Below are 24796 nucleotides of genomic sequence, written 5' to 3'. Positions count from 1 at the left end.
AAGCGAAGCATGTCGATATGATGCCCTTCTGTCAAGACTGTTTCCAATATCACGACCGTCCGTTACCGCCCGATGCTGACCAGTGAGCGGCGAAGCGCAGACGCGGTCGTCGCAGTGACATCCTTCGATGCCTTCGAGATGGACGATGTCGACCCATCGAAGGAGTTCGGCGCGGCCGAGGGCTACTCGATAGCGGTCGAATCGACCCTTCCTATTGCCGTGGGGCGTCCACGCGGGACAGGATGACGAGGCGTGCCGGAAACTTTCCCGTAACCTGCGCGCTGCTGGTCTCTGTCACAAGGAAGTGGGAGTCAGTCATGAGCGAGGCGTCGACGGCGCTGGGTGTGCGCCTCTACCCGGATCTGGTCGAGCGGGGTGGCCTGGCCCCCGCGCTGATCGAAACTGCTGCCCGCCACGGGCTCGACGTCGGCCGGGTGACCGCGCCGGAGCAGGGGCGGGCCCGGTTCACCTGCGCCGAGCTGCACTCCGACGAGGGCGTGGTCTGCGTGGGGCTGGGATCGCAGGCCCGGTACTTCATGATTGACCTGCGCGTCTCGGGAGAGGTTCTCGCCCGCGGCGACGTCATGGACCTGGTGCAGGTCGCCCAGGTGGCCGCGGCCTGGCGGGCCGGCCTGACGTTCGCCGAGCTGACCGCCCGGTTCCCGTTCATGGAGGAGATCAAGCACCGCCCCGCGCCGGTGGCCCAGGTCAGCTAGCCGGCCGGGCCGGGCAGGTCAGCAGCGCAGCCGAGGTGGCAGTGGTGACTCCGTACCGGCACTCCGGTTGAGGTAGGTCGACTGGACGAAGTCGACGAGGCGCTCCGCGTCGGTCGCGGTCGAGGCCAGTCCGAACGAGACGCGGACCGCGCCGCCCGTCGGCAGCCCCAGCGCGGTGAGGTACTGGTCGATCGTGTCGACCCCCGCCAACAGCCGCTGCCGCATCGACGTCCCGCTCATTCCGAACGCGCCCTCGGCCGCGCCCGGATTGCAGAAACAGCCGGTACGCAGGGCCAGGCCCGCCGCCGCCGCCTCCCGCGCCACGAGCCGTTCGTCGACCAGCGTGCCGTCCGGGTGACGGAGGTTGACGGTCACGGTGCCACCGCGCCCCGCACCCGTCATCGGCCCGTACACCTGTACCAGCGGCCCGCCGGTGTCGTGCCGCAGGGTGGCCAACCGCTCCAGCAGCCACTCGGTGAGCAGACCGACCCGGGCGTGGACGAGGTCCACGCCGATCGAGTCGAGCCAGCGCAACCCGAACTCCACGTCCGGGATGCTCAGGAAGTTGAGCGTGCCGTCCTCGAACGCCGACTCGTCGTCCATCGGCCGGTGCCAGTCGCCCTGCACGCTCACCGCGCGGATCGTGCCGCCGGCGAACCACGGCCGGCGCAACCGGGCCAGCGCCGAACGGCGGGCCAGCAGCGCGCCGACCCCGGTGGGGTAGCCGAAGAGCTTGTACCAGCTCAGACAGACGAAGTCCGGTCGGACGTCGCTGAGGTCCAGCCGGTTCGTCGGCGCGAAGGCGGCCGCGTCGAGCAGCACGTCGTAGCCCCGCTGCTGGGCCAGCTCCACCCAGCCCAGCGGGTGCTGCACCCCGGAGAAGTTGCTCTGCGCCGGGTAGGCGAACAGCCCGCGACGACCGCGCCGGCCCCACCGGCGGGTCAGGCCACCCCGGCCGGCGTCGAGCGCCGCGACCAGGTCTGACTCGGCGATCCGCAGTTCCGGCCCGTCCAGCGGCAGGTAGCGTACGGACGCGCGAGCCGCCCGGGCGTACTCGCGGATGCCGTTGACCGAGTTGTGGTTGTCCCAGGTGAGCACCAGCGGCGCGGCCCGGCCGAAGTCGTACGCCTCGCCGACCAGCCGGCAGGCGCCGCTGGCGTTCGGGGTGAAGACGACCGCGTACTCGTCCGGGTCGGCGCGGAAGAAGTCGAGCACCGCGCGTCGCGCCGACTCCACGAGCGAGCCCGCCGCCACGCTCGTGGGGTTCTCCGAGTGGGGGTTGCTGTAGAGGCCGGCGAGCAACCGGTCGTGGTGGGCGCGAACCTGCGCCTGGGCGGCCACCCCGGCTCCGGCGTAGTCGAGGTACACCTGCCCGTCGGTGTCCAGGTGTCGGTACTCGGTGGCGCGCAGCTCGTCGATCCGGCCCGTGGCGGCGTATCCCGGCAGCGCCGTGGGGGAGGCGGGCGGCGTCGGGTCAGGACCCACGACGAGGATCCCGTCGGAGCAGGACCGCCCAGGCCGCGCCCAGGAAGAGCAGCACGAAAGCGCCGAGCACCAGCCAGTCGACCCACACCGGCCGGGAGAAGCTGTCGCCGTACGTGGCCAGCAGCGGCGGGCCGAGCGGGGAGCCGCCGTCGCGCCAGAGCCGCTCCACCCCGGCGGTGTGCCCCAGGCCCTCGAACGCCCACCGGTTCGACATCGCGTAGCTGAGCCACTGACCTCCGACCGCCATCGCCGGCACCGGCAGGATCGCGCCGACGAACAGCACCTGTGGGAAGCAGAGCATCGGCAGCATGAGCGTCGCCTGGGCCGCGTCGGACACCGCCGCCGAGCAGAGCAGACCGAGGGCGAGCGCCGCCGCCGAAGAGAGCAGCAGTGTCGCGTACAGGGCGGCGAAGTCGGCGCCGCCGACCGGCGGCAGCCGGTCCATTCCGCGCAGCACCCCGAGCAGGGCCAGGTCCACCACGGCCAGCAGCGGCAGCAGCACCGCCACCTTCGCCAACAGGTACGGGACCAGCCGGACCCCGGCCAGCCGCTCCCGGCGCAGGATCGGCAGCTCGGTGCAGATCTGGAGGAGCCCGTAGGTCAGCCCGAAGAAGAAGCCGCCGAACGCGATCCAGAACAGGATCATCACGGTGACCGTCGGGCTGGGTCTGGTCGGCTCGAACGCCCCCGGGCGGAACAGCAGCGCGAACATGCCGAGCACCATCAGCGGCGAGCCGAGCAGGATCGCCAACGTCAGTCGGTTGCGGACGACGATCTCCGTGTTGCGCGCGGTGAGCACCGCCCACTGGCGCAGCCGGCCGACGCGCCGGGACGGCGTCGCGGCGCCGTCACCCTCGTCGGGAGTACGGGGCGGCTGTTCGGCCGCGCGCTGCTCGGCGAAGCGATCGGGCCACTCGGCCGGCTGCGTCGCTTCGTCGAGCCGGAGGTGCACCTCGGCCAGGGACCGCAGGCCGAAGAACTCCCGGGCGGCGGTCGGGGTGCCGGTGAACGCCAACCGGCCCTGACGGGTCAGCACGACGACCCTGTCGCAGTGGTCCACGTCGGTGACCTGATGAGTGGTCAGCACGACGGTGGTGCCCGTGTCGGCGAGCGCGCGGAGCACCCGGAGCAGCTCCACGGCGATCGCCGGGTCCAATCCGGAGGTGGGCTCGTCCAGGAAGAACACGCCGGGTCGGGTGAGCAGCTCGACGGCGATGCTGGCGCGCTTGCGTTCACCGCCGCTGAGCAGGCCGACCGGCGTGGTGGCCCGGTCGGTGAGTCGCAGCTCGGCGAGCACCTCCGCGACCCGGTCACTGATCTCGGCCGGCCCGGCGGTGGAGGGCAGGCGCAGTCGGGCCGCGTACCGCAGGGTGCGGGCCAGGGGCAGCTCGCGGTGGATGATGTCGTCCTGGGGAACGACACCGATGGTGCCGGCCGTGGTGTTGCCGTCGTACGTGACGGTGCCCGCCACCGGGCGCTGTACCCCGGAGAGGATCTCCAGCAGGGTGGTCTTGCCGGCGCCGCTGGCACCGATGATCGCGACCAGCTCGCCCGGCGCGATGCTCACCGAGACGTCGGTCAGGATCTGGCGACCGCTCCGGACGCTCTGACCCAGCCCCTGAGCGGCGATGCCGACACCGGCACGTGGGGGAGACGTGGTCTGCTCGGTCGTCATGTCGAGTGCTCGATCCGGTCGGGAGTGGTCCGCCTGAATATCGTGCCTCGCCGATGTTACTGAGCGGCCGCGCAGTGCGCCCGGAGTGGACGGTCAGCGACAGTCGTCCGTTCAGCCGGTGGTGGTCCGTGCCTGTGCCGGCACCTGGAGGAGGTCGAGGCAGTTGCGCCACAACGTCTCCAGCTGGGTCGGATCGTTGAGCAACTTCGCGAGCAGGACCCGTCCCTCGATCTGCGCGACTATCGATCGGGCGGCCTCCCGGCTGTCGACCGACGGGCCCGCCAGGCCGCGCTCCTTGGCCTCGGCGACGACCTGCTCGATGAGGCCGATCTGCTCCTCGAAGATCTCCTGGAGTCGACCGCGGATCTCCTCGGCCTGGTTGCTGAGTTCGAGGGCGAGGTTGCCGAACAGGCAGCCCGCGACCACCCCGGCTTTCTGCTGGCCGACGCGCTGGACCTCCTCGGTGGCCTCGAACAGGTCCCGGAGTCGCTGTAGCGGGTCGCGCTCGCTGCCGAGCAGCTGCTCCCACTGGCGGCGCTGGGTGACCCAGTGCTCGTCGATGACGGTGCGGGCGAGCGCCTGCTTGGACTCGAAGAAGTAATAGAAGCTGCCCTTCGGCACGCCCGCCGCCGCGCAGATCTCGGCGACCCCGAGCGCCGTGTAGCCGCGCTGCTCGATGAGCGTGGCGGCCGCGTCGAGGATCTTGTTCTTCGCGTCACTGGTTCGACCCATGCCTCGACGATACACGACCGGTCGGCTAGCTTTTAGTAGACCAGTCGTCTAGTGAAGGTGGTTCCCTCATGAACAGCAGTCAGGGTCAGAAGGTCGTCGTGATCACCGGCGCTTCCCAGGGCATCGGCGCCGGCCTCGTGGACGCCTACCGCAAGCTCGGGTACGGCGTCGTGGCAACCTCTCGGTCGATCGGCGCGTCCGACGACCCGGAGATCGTCACGGTCCGGGGTGACATCGCCGAGGCCGACACCGCCGAGCGGGTGGTGCGTGCCGCTCTGGACCGGTTCGGGCGGATCGACACCCTGGTGAACAACGCCGGCGTCTTCGTCGCCAAGCCGTTCACCGACTACACCGACGAGGACTTCGACCAGGTCACCGGGATCAACCTCGCCGGGTTCTTCCACCTCACCCAGCGCGTGATGCCGCACCTGCTGGCCAGCGGGGCCGGTCACGTCGTCAGCATCACGACGAGCTTCGTCGACCAGCCCAACTCGAACGTCCCGTCGGTGCTCGCGTCGTTGACCAAGGGCGGCCTCAGCTCGGCGACCAAGTCGCTGGCCATCGAGTACGCGGGTCGCGGTGTCCGGGTCAACGCCGTCGCACCCGGCGTCATCAAGACCCCGATGCACCCGGTCGAGACGCACCAGACGCTCGCGGGTCTGCACCCGGTGGGCCGGATGGGCGAGACGAGCGACGTCGTCGACGCCGTGGTCTACCTCGAGTCCGCACCGTTCGTCACCGGCGAGATCCTGCACGTCGACGGCGGGCAGAACGCCGGTCACTGATCCCGCCACACCGAGCAGGCCGCCCACCAATGTGTGGGGCAGGATCCGCGCCGCCGGTGCGGATCCTGCCCGACGGCGGCCGGCTCGGCTAGGCGGCGGGTACCGCGGCGAAGAACTGCCGCAGCGCGTCGGCGACCAGGGTGGGTGCCGTCATGGTCACGAAGTGCGACTGACCTGGCCAGACGACGTAACGGGCCGCTGGAATCGCCCGCGCGAGGGCGTTCATCGTGGTGGGCATCGGCTCCCAGGTGTCCGCGCCGGCCAGCAGGAGAGTCGGCACGGCGATCGAGGACCACCGGGTGATGTCGGTGCTGTCCTGCGCGAGCGCCTCCAGATCGTGCAGCCAGCCGACCGCCGAGCGGCGCGCCTCGACCGGGTCGGGCACCCGATGTCCCGCGCCGGCGGCCATCGCGGCGACGATCTCGGCCGGAACCCGCGTCACATCGTTCAGGGCCGCTGCCATCGCGGCGGCGTCGTCGCGCTCGAAGGCGGCACGGTACCGGTCGAGCAGCGGCGCGACCTGCGCTCCGGCCGCGAAGAGCGGCGGCTCGAAGATCGCCAGGGAGCGTACGTCTCGCGGATCGACCAAGGTGGTGTGCAACGCCGCTGTCGCTCCGTAGGAGGCGCCGACGAGATGGACCGGTCGGCCCGAGGATCGCCGGGCGGCCTCGATGACGGCGAGCAGGTCGGCGGTCTCGTCCCGGAAGGACTTGGTGCCGGCCGGGACGTCGCTGGGACCGTATCCGCGCCGGGCCGGCAGCCACACCTCGTGGTCCTGGGTCAGGTGCTGCGCGACGGTGGCCCAGGAGTGCAGCCCGCCACCCGAGCCGTGCACCAGGACGACGGGGTCTCCGACGCCCAGTCGTCGTACCACCAGGCGAGTTCCGTCGGCCGACTCGACCGACTGATCGTGGCTGCTCACTGCTGCTCCTGTTTCTGGGTCGGCCAGTTGCTCAACGTGGTGTGCACCGCGTCGAGGATCGACTGCCACGACGCGTCGACAGCGCGGGGATGCCCGAAACCGTCGACCGTTTCGAGGCTCACGAAGCCGTGGAAGGTGCTGCGGACGAATCGGATGGCGTCGGTCAGGGCCGGCTCGTCGAGCCCGTAACCGCGCAGCATCGCGTAACTCAGCTCGATCAGGCGTAGGTGCCCGGCCGACCGGGTGCCGACCTCCGGCGGCAGTTGGAGCTGGGTCGCCGCGTACTGCCCCGGATGGGTGACGGCGAACGCGCGCCAGGCGTCGGCGAATCCGACCAGGGCCTGGCGGCCGGCCCGCCCCGCCACCGCGATCGCCAGCGCGTCGGCGAAGGTGGCCGCCGCCCGGACCGCGACGTGCTCGATCAACGCGTCCCGGCTGCGGACGTGCACGTACAGGGCCGCGTCCGAGACCCCGAAGTGCCGGGCGACGGCGGCGACGGTCAACCGGGACAGGCCGACCGAATCCGCCAGCTCGGCAGCGGCGGCTGAGACGCGCGCGTTGGTCAGACCCTGCCGTGGCATACCGGACCTTTGCTTCGCTAGGAAATAACTTAGGGCCCCTAAGATAGCACCGCGGTCGGCTGCTGGGTCGGGCAGGAATGAACGGCCCAGTCGGGGGAAGACCGGCCGTTCCACCGCCGAACAGGAGAGCCGGGATGAGAGCCGTCGTCTATACGGACGTCCGGACGGTCGCGGTGCGGGAGGTGCCCGACGCGACGCTGGAGGCGGAGACCGACGCGCTCGTCCGGATCACCTCCACCGCACTGTGCGGTACAGACCTGCACATGTACGACGGACGGACCAGCGCCGAGCCCGGCCTGGTGCTCGGTCACGAACCACTCGGCGTGGTGCAGGAGGTGGGCGCCGCGGTGCAGACCGTCCGGCCGGGCGCCCGGGTGGTGATCCCCACGCACCTGTTCTGCGGGACGTGTGTGATGTGTGCCCGCGGGCTCTCGGCGGCCTGTCTACGGGCCCGGGCCGAGGGGCCGGGCGCGGCGTACGGGTACGCGGGGATGGGTCCGTACCGGGGCGCGCAGGCCGACCTGCTGCGCGTGCCGTGGGCCGACGCCAACTGCGTGGCCCTCCCGGGCGAGCCGGGGGACGCGTACGAGGACGACTTCGTGCTGCTCGCCGACGCGTTCGTCACCGGGTGGCATGCCGCCGCCTCCCTCGCCGAGGTCGAGCCCGGTGACACCGTGGCGGTGTTCGGCGCGGGCACCATCGGTCTGCTCGGCGCCTACTCGGCGCTGCTTCGAGGCGCCCGGGTCGTGTACTCCGTCGACGGAATCGACGCCCGACTCGACAAGGCCGGCGAGATCGGTGCCGTGCCGATCGACTTCCGCCGGGGCGACCCGGTCGAGCAGATCCGCGCCGACCGGGCCCGGACCGGGCTGCCGCTCGGCGAGGAGAAACTGGGCGGGGTCGACAAGGTCATCGACGCGGTCGGGTTCCAGGCCCGCGACCGGGAGCATCCCGACCGGGAACGCCCGAACCAGGTGATCGGCGACGCGGCCCGGCTGGTCAACCCCGCCGGCGCGATCGCGGTCGCGGGCGTCTATCCGGACCGGGATCCGCACCCCGGTCCCGGCGCGGACGGTCACGAGAACCTGGTCGCGCCGTGGGGTGCGCTGTTCAGCAAGGGGGTCGCGGTCCGCTTCGGTCGCACCCACGACCGCCGGTACACGGTCCTGCTGCGGGACCTGGTCGTCGCGGGTCGGGCACGGCCCAGCGTGATCGTCACCCACCACGGCACTCTGGCCGACGCCCCCGAGTTGTACCGTCGCTTCGACCGCCGGGAGGACGGGGTGATCAAGGCGGTGCTGCGTCCGTCCTGAGGAGTGGCGTTTGGTAGGCATCTCGCCCAGCGACACCAGGCGCCCCGCGAGCACCGGGTCTCCGCGTCAGCGGTCGGTCGATCACCGGGCGCTTAGGCACCGGACCCGGGTGATCAGCGCGTCCGGCTCACCGGTGCCTCCGCGCACATCCACCACCATCAGCTCGACCTTGGCCCCTTCGGAGAGCGGAGCCAGGCAGACGGGTGTTCCTTCGTGGTGGGTCTGACCGGCGGAGTCCACCCACTCCACCGGGCCCAGTTGATAGTCATGGCCGCCGTCGTCGGCCTTGTTCGTCGACGGTTGCCGCCCATCGGGCCGGACCACGAACGCGTTGGCGTCGGCGTTGACCGCTACGACGGTGCCCGTGACCGCGTGCGGTACCCCCCAGCGGGGCGTCAACAGGGAGTAACAGGCGACGGTCCCGAGTGCGGCGCCGGTCAAGCCGGCGACGGCGACCAGTAACCACGGTCGTGCCGACAGGCGCGAGGCGGACGGACGCGGATCCGGATGAAGGGTCGTCGCCATATCATCGACCGTATCCCATGTCCGGTTTTGTGGCGGTACCCCTGGGGTCGGACAGCATGGTGGTGTGGCATCGCAAGTGGCCTGCTGGGCGGCTCCGCCGTGGAGACGTAGATAGTAGGAACTGAGTGCGATCCGCACTTAAGGGACGTTAAGTCGCACATCCCACTCCTGGTCGCGCACCTGACGAGACGATCACCGTCGATCGGGCCTCAGGGCCGAGGCGTGGGTCACACCGTCGGCCATCGGTCGTCGTCGCGTCGTGGGTGCGACGTCGGCGTCCTGGTCGAATCACGATCACTCGATGACGACGAGACCACCCGCCCGCCGCCCGCGCATCGGCCGGTAGTGGATCGTGCCTGGTGGCGGGCCTGCCGAGGATGATCCGAGCCGATCGCGCCGTCGCGCTACATTTGACAACGTTGCCACCGGCAGGCCAAGGTGCCCGAAGGGGCTCCTGAGGTAGCAGTGACAGGCGAATACTTTGCTACGTCTATATTGCCGGATTGTTACTTTTTCAACAGTCCCTCGCCTTGCGGATGGCCCTCCGGCCGCAATACGTTGCCGTCAACAACAAAACCAAGTGAAGGTTCAACCTTCCGGAGGCAACCGATGACGTTGGCGAGGTGGTACGAGCAATGAGCAACGTGCCCACCCTCCTTGAGATGCGCTCCATCACCAAGGAGTTCCCCGGAGTCAAGGCCCTCTCCGACGTCAACCTGGTGGTTCGCGCCGGCGAGATCCATGCCATCTGCGGCGAGAACGGTGCGGGCAAGTCCACCCTGATGAAGGTCCTCAGCGGGGTGTACCCACACGGCACCTACGACGGCAAGATCATCTACCAGGGGTCGGAGAGCAAGTTCTCCGACATCCGGGCCAGTGAGAACGCCGGCATCGTGATCATCCACCAGGAGCTCGCGCTCATTCCAGGGATGTCGATCGCCGAGAACATCTTCCTCGGCAACGAACCGCGCAAGCGGGGCGCGATCGACTGGAAGGCCGCGAACCGGATGGCGCTGGACCTGATGGCCCGGGTCGGTCTGGAAGAGAACCCGGACACCCTGATCAAGGACATCGGGGTCGGCAAGCAGCAGCTCGTCGAGATCGCCAAGGCGTTCGCCAAGGACGTGAAGCTGCTCATCCTCGACGAGCCCACTGCGGCGCTCAACGAGGCCGACTCCAAGCACCTGCTGGACCTGCTGCGCGGGTTCCGCTCCCGCGGCATCACCTCGATCATGATCTCGCACAAGCTGAACGAGATCGAGGCGATCGCCGACCAGATCACCATCCTGCGCGACGGCCGGACCGTGGAGACCCTCGACGTCAAGGCGGACGGGGTCGACGAGGACCGGATCGTGCGGGGCATGGTCGGCCGCGAGCTGAGCAGCCGGTTCCCGGACCACACCCCGAAGATCGGCGACGTCTTCTTCGAGGTCCGCGACTGGAACGTCCGGCACCCGATCTCCGCCGAGCGGCAGGTCTGCAAGAACGAGAGCTTCGTGGTGCGCCGCGGCGAGATCGTCGGCTTCGCCGGTCTCATGGGCGCGGGCCGCACGGAACTCGCGATGAGTGTCTTCGGCCGCTCCTACGGGGTGTTCGAGTCGGGCACGATCATCAAGGACGGCAAGGAGATCGTGCTGAAGTCGGTGGCGGATGCCATCGACAACGGCCTCGCCTACGTCAGCGAGGACCGCAAGGCGATCGGCCTCAACCTGCTCGACGACATCAAGACGTCGACGGTGGCCGCCAAGCTGTCCAAGATCACGCACCACGGCGTCCTGAACGAGGTCGAGGAATACCAGGCGGCTGAGTCGTACCGCAAGGAGTTGCGGACCAAGGCCCCGACGGTCGACGAGAGCGTCTCCAAGCTCTCCGGCGGCAACCAGCAGAAGGTCGTCCTGGCCAAGTGGATGTTCACCGACCCGGACCTGCTGATCCTCGACGAGCCGACGCGCGGCATCGACGTGGGCGCCAAGTACGAGATCTACGGCATCATCCAGCGGCTCGCCGACCAGGGGAAGGGCGTCATCGTCATCTCCTCGGAGCTGCCTGAGCTGATCGGGCTGTGCGACCGCATCTACACCGTGTTCGAAGGCGCCATCACGGGCGAGATCGCCCGGGCCGACGCCACCCCGGAAACCCTCATGAAGCAGATGACCTCTACGAAGAAGATGGCCACACGATGAGCCGATTGAAGGACCTTCAGAAGAACCTGTTCGGAGGCACCACCTCCAACGCTCGCCAGTTCGGAATGATCTTCACCCTGGTGGCGATCGTCGTCCTGTTCCAGATCCTGACGGACGGCCTCACCCTGCGGTCGGACAACCTGATCGCGCTGTTCCAGCAGAACTCGTACATTCTGATTCTGGCCATCGGCATGCTCATGGTGATCGTGGCCGGGCACATCGACCTCTCGGTCGGCTCCGTCGCGGCCTTCGCCGGCATCCTGGTCGCCAAGTCGATGACCGAGTGGGACCTTCCCTGGCCTGCTGCCATCGTGTTCGGCCTCGCCATCGGCGCGGCGATCGGCGCCTGGCAGGGCTTCTGGGTGGCCTACATCGGGGTGCCGGCGTTCATCGTCACCCTGGCCGGCATGCTGCTCTTCCGGGGCGGCAACCAGTTCATCGGTAACGCCAGCACCGTCCCGGTGCCGGAGGGCTTCCGGGAGATCGGCTCCGGCTTCCTGCCCGAGTTCGGCCCGAACACCGGCTACAACAACGCCACGCTGCTCCTCGGCCTGGCCGCGGCGTTGGCGGTGGTGTGGCGCGAGATCCAGGCCCGCAAGACCCGACGGGCGATGGACGCCGACCCGGCACCCATGTGGATCTCGATCCTGCGGATGGCCATCATGGTCGGCGTGATCGCCTTCGCGGCGCTGCGCTTCGCCAGCGGTCGCGTCGGCACCAGCTTCCCGATCTCCGGCATCATCCTGCTGGTCCTGGTCATCGCGTACTCCTTCTACACCCGCAACACGGCCGGTGGCCGGCACATCTACGCGGTGGGCGGCAACTCCCGGGCGGCCGAGCTGTCCGGTGTGAAGCTCAAGCGGGTCAACTTCTTCGTCATGATGAACATGTCCGTCCTGGCTGCCCTGGCCGGCATGATCTTCGTGGCCCGTTCGGCGGCCTCCGGACCGCAGGACGGCAACGGCTGGGAACTGGACGCGATCGCCGCCGTCTTCATCGGTGGCGCGGCCGTCGCCGGCGGTATCGGCACCATCAGCGGCTCCATCGTCGGTGGTCTCGTCATGGCCGTGCTCAACAACGGCCTCCAGCTCATGGGTGTCGGCACCGACCGCGTCCAGATCATCAAGGGTCTGGTCCTGCTGCTGGCCGTCGCGATCGACGTCTACAACAAGAGCCAGGGGCGCTTCTCCATCATCGGGAGCCTGACGCGGCCGTTCCGCCGCGAGGACTCCGCCCCACCCGCCTCACCGCCGGACGCGGAGCGCGAGCCCGCCAAGGCAGCGGTGTCCGGCTGACGGCCACCGACCTCTCTACCCGCCTCACCATCTAGAAAGGCAAGTCCTCACCATGCGTAAATTCTTCGGCACTTCGGTGGTGGCCATCAGCGCCGCCGCCATGCTGGCCCTCGCCGGCTGCGGTTCCGGCCGCGACGGCGACAGCGGCTCCGGCGGCGAGGCCGCCAAGGGCTTCGCGGCGAACTCGCTGATCGGCGTGGCCCTGCCGGCCAAGACCTCGGAGAACTGGGTCCTCGCCGGTGACCTGTTCAGCAACGGTCTCAAGGAGGCCGGCTTCCAGGGTGACGTGCAGTACGCCGGCGCGTCGACCACTGTCGCCGACCAGCAGGCTCAGATCACCGCCATGGTCACCAAGGGCGCCAAGGTCATCGTCATCGGCGCGACCGACGCCGCGCAGCTGTCGACCCAGGTCGCGGCGGCCCACACGGCCGGTGTGAAGGTCATCGCCTACGACCGGCTCATCACGAACACCCCGGACCTCGACTACTACGTCGCCTTCGACAACTTCAAGGTCGGCCAGCTCCAGGGCCAGGCCCTGCTGGACGGCATGAAGGCCAAGAAGCCGAACGGCCCGTACAACATCGAGCTGTTCTCCGGCTCGCCGGACGACAACAACGCCGGTGTCTTCTTCAACGGCGCGATGGACGTGCTCAAGCCGGAGATCGACAAGGGCAACGTCGTCGTCGCCTCGGGTCAGAAGGACGTCAAGCAGACCGCCATCCAGGGCTGGAAGGCCGAGGGTGCGCAGGCCCGCATGGACCAGCTGCTGACCTCGACCTACGGCAACAAGGAGCTGGACGGCGTCCTCTCCCCGAACGACACGCTGGCCCGCGCCATCCTGACCTCGGTCAAGGGTGCTGGCAAGCCGACCCCGATCGTCACCGGCCAGGACTCCGAGGTCGAGTCGGTCAAGTCGATCGTCAAGGGCGAGCAGTACATGACGATCAACAAGGACACCCGCAACCTGGTGAAGGAGACCATCAACATGGTCAAGGCTCTCCAGGCCGGCGACCAGCCGCAGGTGAACGACACCAAGTCCTACAACAACGGCAGCAAGGTCGTCGACACGTACCTGCTCCCGCCGGTCGCCGTCACCAAGGCGAACGCGGCTGAGGCGTACGCCAACGACCCGAAGCTCGCGCCGCTCACCAAGTAATCACCGCACGGTAGGTAGCAACGCCGATGGGTCCCGGGTCTCCTCTACCGGGACCCATCGTCGTCCCTGCACCCCCGCACCAACCGGCCTCGACCCGGAAGGAGGTCTGACCGTGGCGACACCAGTACGGGCCAGGCCAGCCGGCGTCGGCCGCAACGCGGAAACCCCGCTGCCGGCGCTCCCCGGCGCCAGCCAGGAGGAGATCCGGCGGCAGAACCTCGGCGCTGTGCTGCGCTACGTCCACCTGCACGGACCGACGTCCCGCGCCGAGCTGACCAGCCGGCTCGGCCTCAACCGAAGCACCATCGGCGCACTCGCGGCCGACCTGGTCACCAGCGGCCTGGTCACCGAGGAGGTGCCGGCCACCACCCGCCGCGCCGGCCGACCCTCACTCGTGGTCAGCCCTCGTTCCGACCGGGTCTACGCACACGCGTTGAGCATCGACGCGGACCGGCTGCGTGCCGCCCGGGTCGGCCTGGGCGGGCAGATCCTCGATCTGCGGGAGATCCCTCGCCCCAGCGGCATGTCGGCGATCGACGCCGTCGGACCCCTCGGCGACCTGGTCCGTGACATGGAACGCTCCGTGGCCGGCGATGGCCTCCTGGTCGGCGGTGCCGCGGCGGTCACCGACACCACCCGCGACCCGGACGGCAGGCTCCGGATCGCCAGCATCGACGAAACGCTCGGCGTCGCGCTGCAGGCGGAGTTCAGCACCGGGCCTGGTTTCGTCGCCGGGGACCTGGCGGACATCGCCGGCCTGGCCGAGCACGCCAGGGGCGTCGCGGTCGGCATCGACGACGTCATCTACCTGCACGGAGACCTGGGCATCAGCGCCGGCATCATCGTCGGCGGCCGACTGGTGATCGGCCACCGGGGCCACAGCGGCAAGGTCGGCCACATGGTCGTCAACCCCAACGGACTGCCGTGCGGCTGCGGTTCACGCGGCTGCTGGGAGACCGAGATCTCCGAAGCCGCGCTGTTGCGGCACGCCGGCCGTGATCCGAGCGACCGCGCGGCGGTGGCCGAGGTCCTGCGCGCCGCGGCTGCCGGCGACCCGACCGCCCGCGCGGCGGTCGAGCAGGTGGCGGACTGGCTCGGCTTCGGCGTGGCGAACCTGGTCAACGTGGTCAACCCGGACGCCGTGGTGTTCGGTGGCTCGCTGCGCGACATCTTCACCGCCGGTGCGGACGTGGTCCGGGACCGGCTCGACACCATGCCACTGCCCGCCTCCCGCGAGCACCTGCGGTTGCGCGCGGCGGCGCTCGGCCGCGACGCCGTTCTGATCGGCGCCGCCGAGTTGGCGTTCGACAAACTCCTGGCCGACCCGTTGAACGTCGGTGTCGCGGGCCAGGTCGGGACTGCCGACCCCGAGTAGCCGCGACTTCCCACCGGCGTGTGATCCAACGTCTGCCGCGACGCTCTCCGCCGGCACCGTTCTGCCCCCCACTCGTTCGGGCCTTCATGGGCGTTCCCGTACGCGCTATCGTACGTTGTACGGTAACGGGGACACAGTCTCAGGAGGGGAGCGCTCTGATGACAGGAGCCGACGCGATAGTGGCGCACGGGCTGCGCAAGCGGTATCGGGACCGGTACGCGCTGGACGGGTTCGACCTGCGGGTGCCGCGGGGAACCGTGTGCGGCCTGCTCGGCCCGAACGGGGCCGGGAAGACCACCTCGGTACGGATCCTCACCACCCTGCTCCGACTCGACGAGGGTCGTGCCGAGGTGGCCGGCTTCGACGTGACCAACCAAGCCGATCAGGTGCGCTACCGCATCGGGCTGGTAGGACAGCATCCCGCGCTCGACGAGGCGCTGAGCGGCCAGCAGAATCTGGTGCTCTTCGGCCGGCTGTTCCACCTGGGCCGCCGCCGCGCCCGCCAACGGGCGATCGAGCTGCTGGAACGCTTCGATCTCGCCGACGCCGCCGAGCAGCCGGTCAGCACGTACTCCGGCGGCATGCGCCGACGGCTCGACCTGGCGGCCGGCATGATCCTGGCCCCCGCGGTCCTCTTCCTCGACGAGCCCACCACCGGGCTGGACCCGCGTGGCCGCAACGAGGTGTGGGAGTCGGTCCGGGAGTTGGTGCGTGCCGGCACCACAGTGCTGCTGACCACCCAGCAACTGGACGAGGCCGACCAACTCGCTGACCGGATCTCGGTGGTCGAGGCCGGCCGGGTGATCGCCGAGGGAACTCCGGACGACCTCAAGACCCGGCTCGGCGGCGATCGCATCGAGGTGGTCGTCGCGGCGCTGACCGACCTTCCCGCCGCCGTCGCCCAGATACGCCGGGCGGCCGACGACGAACCGACTGTCGACGTGGACCGACGGATGGTGAGCGTCCGGGTCGGCCACCAGGCCGGTGCGCTCGTCGACGTGTTGCGGGCACTCGACGCCGTGAACGTCCCGGTGGCGGACGTCGCGCTGCGCCGCCCAACCCTGGACGATGTGTTCCTGCACCTCACCGGCCACCGGGCGGCGACCGCGGAGGTGGCGGCATGAGCGCGGTGAGCATGCCGGCCCGGCCGGTGGATCTGACGCCCGGCCGGCCCACCCTCCTGGCCGACAGCGGCACGCTGATCTGGCGCGCCCTGGCCCGGTGGCGACGCGATCCCGGCCCGCTGGTCGCCTCGCTCGGCTTCAACATCCTGATCGTGCTGATGTTCGCCTACCTGTTCGGTGGCGCGTTGCAGGTGCCCGGCGGTGGGAGCTACCGAGAGTTCCTGATGCCGGGCATGTTCGTGATGACCATGGTCTTCGGCATCAGTCTCACCACGATCGCCGTTGCCGAGGACCTGGAGCGCGGGGTGACCGACCGGCTCCGGTCGATGCCCGTCTCACCGCTGGCGCCGCTGGCGGCCCGGGCCGTGGCCGACATGCTGTTCGCGCTGGTCACCCTCGGGGTCCTGCTGCTGACCGGTCTCGCGATCGGGTGGCGGGCACACGGTGGGGTCGGTGCCACGCTGGCGGCGGTGGGGTTGATCCTGCTGCTGCGCTTCGCCCTGATCTGGGTCGGCATCTTCCTCGGGTTGGTCACCCGCGGGCAGACGGCCGTGGTGGCCGTACAGACCCTGGAGTTTCCGCTCGGCTTCCTCTCCAACGCGTTCGTCGCACCGTCCACAATGCCCGCCTGGCTCGGTGCGGTGGCCGCGTGGAACCCGCTGTCGGCGACCGTCGGTGCCACCCGTGAGCTGTTCGGCAACCCCGGTTGGGGCGGCGACTCCTGGGCGGCGCAGCACTACCCGGTGCTGGCGGTGCTCTGGCCGCTCGTTCTGGTCGCGGTCTTCCTGCCGCTCTCGGTGGCCCGGTACCGACGGTTGGCCGGCTGAGCCCGAACGGACGCGGGGTTCGACTCTCCGGGCCCGATCGGTGTCGGTGGTCGTCGTTAGGCTCACCAGCGTGGATGTGCACCGACTCGATCGGGCCCAGGCGCGGCAGATCGCCATCCGGGCCCAGCTGCTGGCCGCTCCGCGTCCGGCCGACCTGCTGACCGTGGTCCGCCAGTTGACGCTGGTGCAGATCGACCCGACCGCAGCTGTCGCGCCCAGCGCCGACCTCGTCTGCTGGAGCCGGCTCGGCTCGTCGTACCAGCCAGCGCACATGCGCGAGGCCCTCGAACAGGACCGGACGCTCTTCGAGCACCACGCGATGGTGCGACCGATGGACGACCTGGGGCTCTTCCTCGCCGAGATGACGGCCTCGCCCGGTCATGAGCGCCACCGCGAGTGGCTGCGCGCCAACGACTCGTTCCGGCGCGACGTGCTCGACCTGCTCGGCCGCCGTGGCCCACTGCTCTCCCGTGACATCCCGGACACCTGCGTCGTGCCCTGGCCGTCCTCCGGTTGGACGAACAACCGCAACATCACCCAGATGCTGGAGTTTCTGGTCCTGCGCGGCGAGGTCGCGATCGCGGGCCGCCAGGGGCGGCAGCGGCTCTGGGACGTCGCGGAGCGGGTCTACCCGTCCGGGGTGCCCGTCATCGAGCTGGAGCAGGCGCGCCGGCTTCGCAACGAGCGGCGGCTGCGGGCTCTGGGCATCGCCCGGCGGAAGGCGGTCATCGTTCCCGGAGAGCCCGCCGAGGTCGGTGACGCGGGGGAGCCGGCGGTGATCGAGGGCGTCGTGGGGGAGTGGCGGGTGGATCCGGCCGTGCTCGGGCAACCCTTCACCGGGCGTACGGCGTTGTTGTCGCCGTTCGACCGGCTGGTGCACGACCGGGTCCGCCTGGCCGACCTCTTCGAGTACGAGTACGTGCTGGAGATGTACAAGCCCAGGGCGAGTCGACGGTGGGGCTACTTCGCGCTGCCGATCCTGCACGGCGACCGGCTGGTCGGAAAGGTGGACGCCACTGCCGAGCGTCGGCGCGGCACGTTCACCGTGCACGCCATTCACGAGGACGTGCCGTTCACCCCGGAGGTGACCCGGTCCGTGCACGAGGAGGTGCGCGACCTGGCGTCCTGGCTGTCGCTCACCGTCGAGGGTCTACCCTGACGGGTGATCGCCGAGCCCCGTGGCCCCGGCGATCACCCGCCGTCGAGCTACGCGATCCGGCGCACCCGGCGAATGGCGAGGTAGAGCAGCAGGAAAGCCAGGGCGACGAAGATGCCGGTCTCGATGCCCTGGAACAGCCAGAACCGGTCCGCCGGTTGGTAGAGCTGCCAGTTGTACGCGCCCGGTTCGAGGCCCAACTCGGCACCGCAGACCCGACCGTCCGGCCCCTTCCCACCCGTTGGGCACTGGATCCGGCCGTCCGAGACCAACTCTCCGTCGGGCTGACGGATGCCCTGGGCGAGGACCCAGTCCCCCCGGCTGATCTCCGGCGGCCCTTCCCCCTCGATGGGGAAGGTCTGGGTGCGGGCCGGCTGGTAGTGCGGTCGGGCCAGGATCGCCACAGCCGCCCGTACCCCGATGTACCCGGCGAGGGTGATGCCCATGGCGGGCAGCATCCGCTTCCAGATGGTGCCGACGAAGACGCCGAGCGCGACGGCGAAGAGGGTGTAGCCGATCGGAGCGACGCCCTGCAGGTCGAAGACGATCACGCCGAACCGACCCTCGAACGCGGCCTGGGTGAGCGGGTCGACCCACCACGACATGCCCAGCCCGTAGACCACCGCGAGGAGCACGACCGCCGCGCCCACCAGCCCGAACTTCACCACGGCCCAGCGGGTCCGGCCGACGCCCTGGGTCCAGACGAACCGGTGCGTGCCCTGCTCCACCTCGCGGGCGACGAGCGGGGCACCCCAGAACAGGCCGACAAGCGCCGGCAGGGTGATCAGCAGTACGGCCACCAGGTTCAGGCTGCCGTACTTGTTGCTGAAGCGGTGGAACCCCGCGTCGCAGGTCTCCCGGGTCGCCTGCGTCACGTCGGCGCGGGCGAGTTGGCTGGCACAGTCGGTCAGCCCGAGGTCGGCGAAGGTGTGCCGCATCGCGATGCCGATCGGCACCAGCAGGGCGGCCAGCGCGGCGAGCGCCAGCAGCGTGTAGAACGCCTGCTTGCGGTGTTGCCGCCAGGTCAACCAGATCATGCTGCTACCCCCCACTCGCTGTGACTGGTCTTCGTGGTGCCGTCGGCCAGGTATGCCAGCACGACGTCCTCCAGGCTCACCTCGCGGACCGTCCAGGCCGGATCCGTGACCGGCCCGTCGGCGCGGACCAGCAGAGTGGACTGCCGGTCGGTGTGGCTGGCCCGGATCACTGCGGCGACGCCCCCGATGACGCCGCCGTCGTGTCGTGGCCCGACGAGCTGCCGGTGCTCGGCGACCAGGTCGTCGACCGCGCCGGTGAGCTGCACCTGGGAGGCGTTCAGCACGATCAGGTAGTCACAGACCCGTTCCAGGTCGGCCAGCAGGTGCGAGGAGAGCAGGACGGTGGTGCCCGACTCCGCGACGCTGCCCATCAGCGACTGGAGGAACTCCCGTCGCGCCAGCGGGTCGAGGCTGGCGACCGGCTCGTCGAGCAGCAGCAGCCGCGGCTGCTTCGCCAGCGCCAGAGCCAGCGCGACCTGGGCCCGTTGACCGCCGGAAAGCTTGCCGACCGGCTTGTCCGGCGGGATGCCGAGCTGTGCCAGCCGCTGGCGGGCCAACGCCGCGTCCCACCGCTTGTTCAGCTTGCCGCCGGCGACGACCAACTCGGCCGCCGTGAAGTCCCGGTACAGCGGGGTGTCCTGGGCAACGAAGCCGATGTCGGCCAGGCCCTCGGTGTCGCCGTACGTTGACCGGCCGAACACCCGGACCGCACCGGCATCGGGCTTGAGCAGCCCGACGGCCAGGTGCAGCAGCGTGCTCTTACCCGCGCCGTTCGGCCCGACCAGCGCGGCGATCCGGCCGGCCGGCAGATGCAGCGAGCAGTCCCGCAACGCCCAGGTGCTGCCGTACCGCTTGCCGAGCCGGTCTGCTTCCAAGACCATGTCCATTCCTTGTCCTCTCGTTCCGTTCACGCCACCGCTTCGCGGTCGCGCGAGCGCTCGTGGTGCCTGATGCTTCGTTCGCCCTGCTCGCTCACGCAGGCTCCTTCTGTGGGGCGTCGTCGGCGAGGGTGGCGCGCAGCGTCGTCTCCACCAGGGCGATGACGTCCTCCGCCGTGAGGCCGGCCGCCTGCGCCCGGTGCAGCCACGCGACCAGGTCGTCGCGCAGCTCGGCCTGGTTGGGCAGGGACGCGCTGGCCAGCGTGCGCTGGACGAACGTGCCCACCCCGGGTCGGCCGCCGACCAGACCCTCGATCTCCAACTCCCGGTACGCCTTCAGCACCGTGTTCGGGTTGATCGCCAGGGATTGCGCGACATCCCGGACCTTCGGCAACTGGTCGCCCGGCGTCAGCAGGCCAACCCGGAGCGCCTGTTTCACCTGCTGCACGAGCTGCATGTAGGTGTTCACCTTCGACCGGCTGTCCAGTACGAACTCGATCACTCCCGATGATCCTTCCTGTTGTCCTACGACAGTAGGACTAATAGACAGCTTCATCGGTGGCCCACCGGCTGTCAAGCCCGAAGGGGCACGTTCTGTTCAGGCGCGCCGCGTCTCGCCCGGCGCGCCGCGTTGCTTGCCGGCGGGCGCATCGAGTCCTGTCGGGCGGGCCGACCCAGGTGGCACCGGCAGGCCACCGGTTGGCACCCGAGGGTCAGCACGTGGGGAAGGGACCGGCAGCGATCCGCGTGGACGGGAGGTGTTCGATGGTCACCAACGAACTGACGACGTCGAGGGCGACTCCACTACAGGCCGCTCGCGCCCGGGGCCGCGTACGCGGGCGGTTGATCCTGCTCGGCCCGGCGTTCGTCGCCGCCGTCGCATACGTCGACCCCGGCAACTTCGCCACCAACTCCGCCTCCGGCGCCCGCTACGGCTACCTGCTGGTCTGGGTCGTGGTGGTGGCGAACCTGATGGCGATGCTGGTGCAGACGCTCACCGCGAAGCTCGGTCTGGCCACCGGGCGCAGCCTGCCCGAGCTGTGCCGGGAACGCCTGCCCCGGCCGCTGAACCGGGTGATGTGGGTGCAGGCCGAGTTGGTGGCCATGGCCACCGACCTGGCCGAGGTGATCGGTGGCGCTGTCGCCCTGTACCTGCTCTTCGGCATCCCCCTGCTGCCCGGCGGGATCATCATCGGCACTGCGGCCTTCGCCGTGCTGGCGTTGCGCTCGCGCGGGTACCGCGCCTTCGAGATCGCCATCGCCGTCCTGCTCGGCGTGATCGTGCTGGCCTTCGCCGCCAACCTGCTCGCCTCCGGCTCCGATCCCGGCTCGGCCATGGCCGGCATGGTGCCGCGCCTACAGGGCACTGACAGCGTGCTGTTGGCCGCCGGCATCCTCGGCGCGACAGTCATGCCGCACGTCATCTACGTGCACTCCGCGCTCACCCGCGATCGCATCCCCGCCGCCGACGACAGCGAGCGTCGGATCCTGTTCCGCGGCCAGCGCACCGACGTGCTGCTCGCCCTGAGCGCCGCCGGCGCGGTCAACCTCGCCATGCTGCTGATCGCCGCGGCCAGCTTCCGCGGTGGCGGCCCGGGCGGCGCCGACAGCCTGGAGGGGGTGCACGCCGGGCTCGGCCAGACCATCGGGACCGCCGCCGCGTTCGGCTTCGCCGTCGCACTGCTGGTCTCGGGGCTCGCCTCCACGAGCGTTGGCACCTACGCCGGAGAGGTGATCATGCAGGGCTTCCTGCGGCGGCGGGTTCCGCTGCTGCTGCGCCGGCTGGTCACCCTGCTGCCCGCGTTGGCAGTGCTCGCCATCGGCCTCGACCCGACCCGGGCGCTCGTGTTGTCCCAGGTCATCCTCAGCTTCGGCATCCCGTTCGCGCTGATCCCGGTGGTCGCCTTCACCCGCCGACGCGATCTGATGGGCAACCTGGTCAACCACCCGCTGACCACCGCCGCGGCGTCCCTGGTGGCCGTGCTGGTGGTCGCGCTCAACGCGTTTCTCCTCTGGCAGGTCGTCGCCGGCTGAGCCGGCTGGTCGGCGTCGCCGGCTGAGCCGGCTGGTCGGCGTCGCCGGCTGAGCCGGCCAGGTTGTCTGGGCCCGGACACTCCCACGAGGGTGATGCCTGTGAGTCATCTTGATGACTCACAGGCATCACCCTCGAAGACCACGTCGGGCCGGGTCCCGTGTGGGTGGCCGGACCTGTGTACGTGCCGGAACTGCGTGGGTGACCGGGCGCGCCTCCTGTGGGTGGCGGGTGTGGTCAGGTACGGCGCCCCTCGTCGCGGGCCTGGATCTCCTGGCGCTGTTCGAGGGCGTCCGCCGGGTTGGCGTCGGCAGGCAGCGAGGTGACCTCCTCCAGCGTGCCCGCCGGAAGGGCACCCTGCTCGGCCAGGTCCGCCTCGGACGCTTCGGGGTCGACGTCACCCGACACCCGGTCCGGTGGCCCGACGTCGACCGCGTCCTGTCGTTGCTCCTGGGCATCCGCCTCCGGAGGGGGGAACGTTTCGCCCTGATCATCCCGGTACGTGCTCATCGGAGCCTCCCACCCGGCGGGTGTCGACATGCCGCCGGGCCGCTGCTTACCCGCCAGCGCTCCAGTCAGGCCGGCACGCCGGTCGAGATCTCGGCAGTTTCCGGGACAGTGCTGCCTCCGCAGCGGCGGAAGCAGCACCATCCCGGTAGTTGCGCGGATCTTGAGAGGGTGTGGCGCCACGCGCGACGGCAGTGGCCGGCGGTCGGCGTCCGTACCGTGGTGGGTGCCCCCAGGTCGCGCAGGCAGGTGACACCGGCCGTGACTGTCAGCGGGCTTGCGTGGTGTTCCGGCGGGTACCGGCGGCCAGCCCCAGCGCCAGCAGCACGCACACCGCGCCGACCAGGAAGAGCAGCGACGCGGCCGGCTGGCCCAGCCACTCCCAGTACGGGTGCCAGGCCGGGTGCGGTTCGCCGAGGTGGTGGTACAGCAACTGCGGTGCGGCCAGCGGCACCGGCAGCCACCACAGCACCGTGGCCACACCCATCAGACCGTTCACAGTGCCGCGGCTGCGGCGTCCCTCGGTGCGTCGGCTGACCCAGCCGAAGACCAGCCAACCGGCCACCGCGCCCAGCACCGTGCCGAGCACTCCGGCGGGGACCACCAGGGGTGGCGGCGCGCGGTGCAGCTCGACCGAGAGGTAGTTGGCGTCGACGGCTGTCTGCGAGGAGATCGAGGCGTTCAGGATGGTGTCGCCACGTCGGGCGGTCAGCGCGGTGTCGATGACCGCCCGCGGGGTGGCGCACATCTTGTCCGCGCAGCTCACGCGGTCGGAGACCTGTGGGTCGTACACCCGCCAGCCGGCACCGGTCAGGCGCTCCCGGGCCACCGTGACGATCTGCTCGGCGGGCACCGGTGGCGCGCCGAGGGCGCCGGCGCCGGTGGCGCTCTCCTGGTACTCGCCGCCGTCACCGAGCACGAGGGTCTTGACCGTCGACAGGCGCAGCGCGTGCCCGTAGACGACGAACAGCGCCGGCGGGGTGTCGATCTCGCCGAGGTCGTGGCCGGGAAAGACCTCGGTGAGGATGGCGGCGGCCTCGGCCCGGTCGGGTTGCGGTCGGGAGCTCTCCCAGGCGGCCCTGCTGGCCAGGGCGCCGGTGAAGAGGCCGCAGACGACAGCGGCGAGCGGCACCCAGACGACGGCGGGGCCGCTGGCCGGGCGGCCGAGGCGGCGCAGCAGCCGCACTACGAACCGGGTGGCCGGCGCGGTGTCGCTCACGGACATGTCCACCCCCGGCGTGAAGATCAGGCGGAGCGACAGTACATCGACCAGGGGTCCCGGCGCGTCCCCCCGATCACCGCCGACCGTGGCCGGGATCGGCCAGGATGGGCGGGTGGCCGGTCACGGCCGCGACGAGGAGGGTGGGCGATGCGGGTACGTGGACGGTTGACCTGGGGGCGGCGTGCTCGTGCGGGGGCGGTGGCGACCGCGTTGCTCGCGGGCGTGCTGCCGCCGGCCGTGGTGCTGGTGCCGGGCGCTGCCACGGCGGGCGCGGCAGCGGGGACGCCGGTCTGCCAGGTGCGCGACGACCGGCTGCGCGAGATCTCCGGGATGGTAGCCACCGACGACGGGTACGTGGTGATCAACGACGGGGCCGACGACGAGGCCCGTCGCCGGATCTTTTTCCTCGACCAGCGCTGCGCCGTGGTGCGTACCGTCTCCTTCCCGTCCCGACCCCGCGACACCGAGGACCTGGCCATCGGCCGGGACGGCACCGTCTGGGTCGCCGACATCGGTGACAACGACCGCTCCCGGCCGACGGTCGGCGTGTGGCGGCTGGCACCGGGGGCGAAGCAGCCGGTGCTGCACCGGATGACCTACCCGGACCGTCCGCACGACGCCGAGGCGCTGCTGCTCGACGCGTCCGGTCGGCCGCTGATCGTCACCAAGGGCGGCAGTGGCACCGTCTTCGTCTACGCGCCGGCCACCGCGTTGCGGCCGGACGCGACGACGCCGCTGACCGCGCTCGGCCAGGTGACGGTGCCCTCGACCACGACCAGCAACCCGTTCTCGTTCCTGGGGCGCGGCGTGATCACCGGCGCGGCCAGCGCACCGGACGGACGGCGGGTGGTGCTGCGCAGCTACGCCGACGCCTTCGAGTACGACGTCCCCGACGGCGACGTCGTCCGCGCGTTGACCACCGGCACCCCGCGGATCACCCCGTTGCCGGACGAGCCCCAGGGCGAATCGATCACCTACAGTCGCGACGGCCGGTCGTTGCTGACCGTCTCCGAGTCCGCCGGTCAGCCCGCCGGCACCCGCTCGACGATCCTGCGCTACCCGGCCACGGCCACCACTGTCACCGCCGCGCCCTCCCCGGAGTCCGTCGACCCGGTGTCGCCCACGGCGGTCCGTCCGGCCGCCGGAGAGGCTGGCGCAGGGGGTGGGCGGACCTGGCCGCTGGCCCTCGGCGCGGGGACACTGCTGGTCCTGCTCGGGTTCGCCGGCGTGCTGTGGTGGAGACACACCGCGCGCCGCTGAGCGGGCCGGG

General features: G+C 70.5%; 23 protein-coding genes. 12 read left to right on the top strand and 11 right to left on the bottom strand.

The window, feature by feature from the left end:
- The first annotated feature begins 317 nt into the window (after positions 1-317).
- Complete coding sequence (locus ABZU43_RS13705) at positions 318-716, top strand: hypothetical protein (protein ID WP_112585399.1); 399 nt, start codon at positions 318-320, stop codon at positions 714-716.
- Positions 717-734: 18 nt separating this feature from the next.
- Here the strand turns inward: ABZU43_RS13705 and ABZU43_RS13700 are convergent, their stop codons facing one another.
- The 3 genes from ABZU43_RS13700 to ABZU43_RS13690 all read right to left on the bottom strand — a co-directional run bounded on the left by ABZU43_RS13700 (position 735) and on the right by ABZU43_RS13690 (position 4608).
- Positions 735-2201 carry an aminotransferase class V-fold PLP-dependent enzyme gene (locus ABZU43_RS13700; RefSeq protein WP_355006854.1) on the bottom strand — a complete coding sequence of 489 codons (1467 nt, stop codon included), beginning with the start codon at positions 2199-2201 and terminating at the stop codon, positions 735-737.
- Positions 2191-3876, bottom strand: a complete 1686-nt coding sequence (locus ABZU43_RS13695) for an ATP-binding cassette domain-containing protein (RefSeq protein WP_355006853.1) — start codon at positions 3874-3876, stop codon at positions 2191-2193. Before ABZU43_RS13695 ends, ABZU43_RS13700 begins: the two co-directional genes overlap by 11 nt.
- A gap of 111 nt (positions 3877-3987) precedes the next feature.
- A complete protein-coding gene (locus ABZU43_RS13690; RefSeq protein WP_355006852.1) occupies positions 3988-4608 on the bottom strand; it encodes a TetR/AcrR family transcriptional regulator in 621 nt (206 codons plus the stop codon).
- Between the two features lie 68 nt (positions 4609-4676).
- On the opposite strand from ABZU43_RS13690, the gene ABZU43_RS13685 reads away from it, so the two are divergent.
- Positions 4677-5393: an SDR family oxidoreductase gene (locus ABZU43_RS13685; RefSeq protein WP_355006851.1), complete on the top strand. Its 717-nt coding sequence runs from the start codon at positions 4677-4679 to the stop codon at positions 5391-5393.
- Between the two features lie 88 nt (positions 5394-5481).
- On the opposite strand, the gene ABZU43_RS13680 is transcribed toward ABZU43_RS13685, so the two are convergent.
- Both ABZU43_RS13680 and ABZU43_RS13675 read right to left on the bottom strand, forming a co-directional pair.
- Positions 5482-6315, bottom strand: coding sequence for an alpha/beta hydrolase (locus ABZU43_RS13680; RefSeq protein WP_355006850.1), 834 nt, complete (start codon positions 6313-6315; stop codon positions 5482-5484).
- Complete coding sequence (locus ABZU43_RS13675; protein ID WP_355006849.1) at positions 6312-6896, bottom strand: TetR/AcrR family transcriptional regulator; 585 nt, start codon at positions 6894-6896, stop codon at positions 6312-6314. Before ABZU43_RS13675 ends, ABZU43_RS13680 begins: the two co-directional genes overlap by 4 nt.
- Before the next feature lie 134 nt (positions 6897-7030).
- Between ABZU43_RS13675 and ABZU43_RS13670 the strand changes: the two genes are divergently transcribed.
- Positions 7031-8209 (top strand): glutathione-independent formaldehyde dehydrogenase, encoded by a 1179-nt coding sequence (locus ABZU43_RS13670; protein WP_355006848.1) that lies wholly within the window; start codon positions 7031-7033, stop codon positions 8207-8209.
- Between the two features lie 81 nt (positions 8210-8290).
- On the opposite strand, the gene ABZU43_RS13665 is transcribed toward ABZU43_RS13670, so the two are convergent.
- Entirely contained in the window at positions 8291-8734 is a 444-nt protein-coding gene (locus ABZU43_RS13665; RefSeq protein ID WP_355006847.1) for a hypothetical protein, read from the bottom strand.
- Positions 8735-9369: 635 nt separating this feature from the next.
- Between ABZU43_RS13665 and mmsA the strand changes: the two genes are divergently transcribed.
- The 7 genes from mmsA (at position 9370) to ABZU43_RS13630 (ending at position 17853) form a co-directional block, all read left to right on the top strand.
- Positions 9370-10917, top strand: a complete 1548-nt coding sequence (gene mmsA, locus ABZU43_RS13660) for a multiple monosaccharide ABC transporter ATP-binding protein (protein WP_355006846.1) — start codon at positions 9370-9372, stop codon at positions 10915-10917.
- Positions 10914-12212 carry a multiple monosaccharide ABC transporter permease gene (gene mmsB, locus ABZU43_RS13655; protein WP_355006845.1) on the top strand — a complete coding sequence of 433 codons (1299 nt, stop codon included), beginning with the start codon at positions 10914-10916 and terminating at the stop codon, positions 12210-12212. Before mmsA ends, mmsB begins: the two co-directional genes overlap by 4 nt.
- Before the next feature lie 52 nt (positions 12213-12264).
- Entirely contained in the window at positions 12265-13368 is a 1104-nt protein-coding gene (locus ABZU43_RS13650) for a sugar-binding protein (protein WP_355006844.1), read from the top strand.
- 169 nt (positions 13369-13537) lie between these two features.
- A complete protein-coding gene (locus tag ABZU43_RS13645) occupies positions 13538-14743 on the top strand; it encodes an ROK family transcriptional regulator (RefSeq protein WP_355007078.1) in 1206 nt (401 codons plus the stop codon).
- Positions 14744-14901: 158 nt separating this feature from the next.
- Positions 14902-15867, top strand: a complete 966-nt coding sequence (locus ABZU43_RS13640; protein ID WP_355006843.1) for an ATP-binding cassette domain-containing protein — start codon at positions 14902-14904, stop codon at positions 15865-15867.
- Positions 15864-16694 (top strand): ABC transporter permease, encoded by an 831-nt coding sequence (locus ABZU43_RS13635; RefSeq protein ID WP_355006842.1) that lies wholly within the window; start codon positions 15864-15866, stop codon positions 16692-16694. Before ABZU43_RS13640 ends, ABZU43_RS13635 begins: the two co-directional genes overlap by 4 nt.
- 70 nt (positions 16695-16764) lie before the next feature.
- Positions 16765-17853: a crosslink repair DNA glycosylase YcaQ family protein gene (locus ABZU43_RS13630; RefSeq protein ID WP_355006841.1), complete on the top strand. Its 1089-nt coding sequence runs from the start codon at positions 16765-16767 to the stop codon at positions 17851-17853.
- A gap of 47 nt (positions 17854-17900) precedes the next feature.
- Here ABZU43_RS13630 and ABZU43_RS13625 read toward each other — a convergent pair whose 3' ends face one another.
- The 3 genes from ABZU43_RS13625 to ABZU43_RS13615 all read right to left on the bottom strand — a co-directional run bounded on the left by ABZU43_RS13625 (position 17901) and on the right by ABZU43_RS13615 (position 20267).
- The gene (locus ABZU43_RS13625) at positions 17901-18887 is read right to left on the bottom strand and encodes a transporter (protein ID WP_355006840.1); all 987 of its coding nucleotides are present in this window, start codon (positions 18885-18887) and stop codon (positions 17901-17903) included.
- On the bottom strand, positions 18884-19774 hold the full coding sequence (locus ABZU43_RS13620; RefSeq protein ID WP_355006839.1) for an ABC transporter ATP-binding protein: 891 nt from the start codon (positions 19772-19774) through the stop codon (positions 18884-18886). Before ABZU43_RS13620 ends, ABZU43_RS13625 begins: the two co-directional genes overlap by 4 nt.
- An 85-nt stretch (positions 19775-19859) precedes the next feature.
- Positions 19860-20267 (bottom strand): GntR family transcriptional regulator, encoded by a 408-nt coding sequence (locus tag ABZU43_RS13615; RefSeq protein ID WP_112678633.1) that lies wholly within the window; start codon positions 20265-20267, stop codon positions 19860-19862.
- Positions 20268-20530: 263 nt separating this feature from the next.
- On the opposite strand from ABZU43_RS13615, the gene ABZU43_RS13610 reads away from it, so the two are divergent.
- Positions 20531-21799: an Nramp family divalent metal transporter gene (locus ABZU43_RS13610; protein WP_355006838.1), complete on the top strand. Its 1269-nt coding sequence runs from the start codon at positions 20531-20533 to the stop codon at positions 21797-21799.
- A gap of 235 nt (positions 21800-22034) precedes the next feature.
- On the opposite strand, the gene ABZU43_RS13605 is transcribed toward ABZU43_RS13610, so the two are convergent.
- Both ABZU43_RS13605 and ABZU43_RS13600 read right to left on the bottom strand, forming a co-directional pair.
- Positions 22035-22307 (bottom strand): hypothetical protein, encoded by a 273-nt coding sequence (locus ABZU43_RS13605; protein WP_355006837.1) that lies wholly within the window; start codon positions 22305-22307, stop codon positions 22035-22037.
- Between the two features lie 265 nt (positions 22308-22572).
- Positions 22573-23523 carry a hypothetical protein gene (locus tag ABZU43_RS13600; protein ID WP_355006836.1) on the bottom strand — a complete coding sequence of 317 codons (951 nt, stop codon included), beginning with the start codon at positions 23521-23523 and terminating at the stop codon, positions 22573-22575.
- A gap of 150 nt (positions 23524-23673) precedes the next feature.
- On the opposite strand from ABZU43_RS13600, the gene ABZU43_RS13595 reads away from it, so the two are divergent.
- Positions 23674-24786 (top strand): hypothetical protein, encoded by a 1113-nt coding sequence (locus tag ABZU43_RS13595; RefSeq protein WP_355006835.1) that lies wholly within the window; start codon positions 23674-23676, stop codon positions 24784-24786.
- The last annotated feature ends 10 nt before the right edge of the window (positions 24787-24796 follow it).

The organism is Micromonospora sp. NPDC005205, from assembly GCF_040608275.1.
GTDB lineage: Bacteria > Actinomycetota > Actinomycetes > Mycobacteriales > Micromonosporaceae > Micromonospora.
The sequence above is the reverse complement of the archived record's forward strand: the minus strand, read 5'-3'. Positions and strand labels throughout refer to the sequence as shown.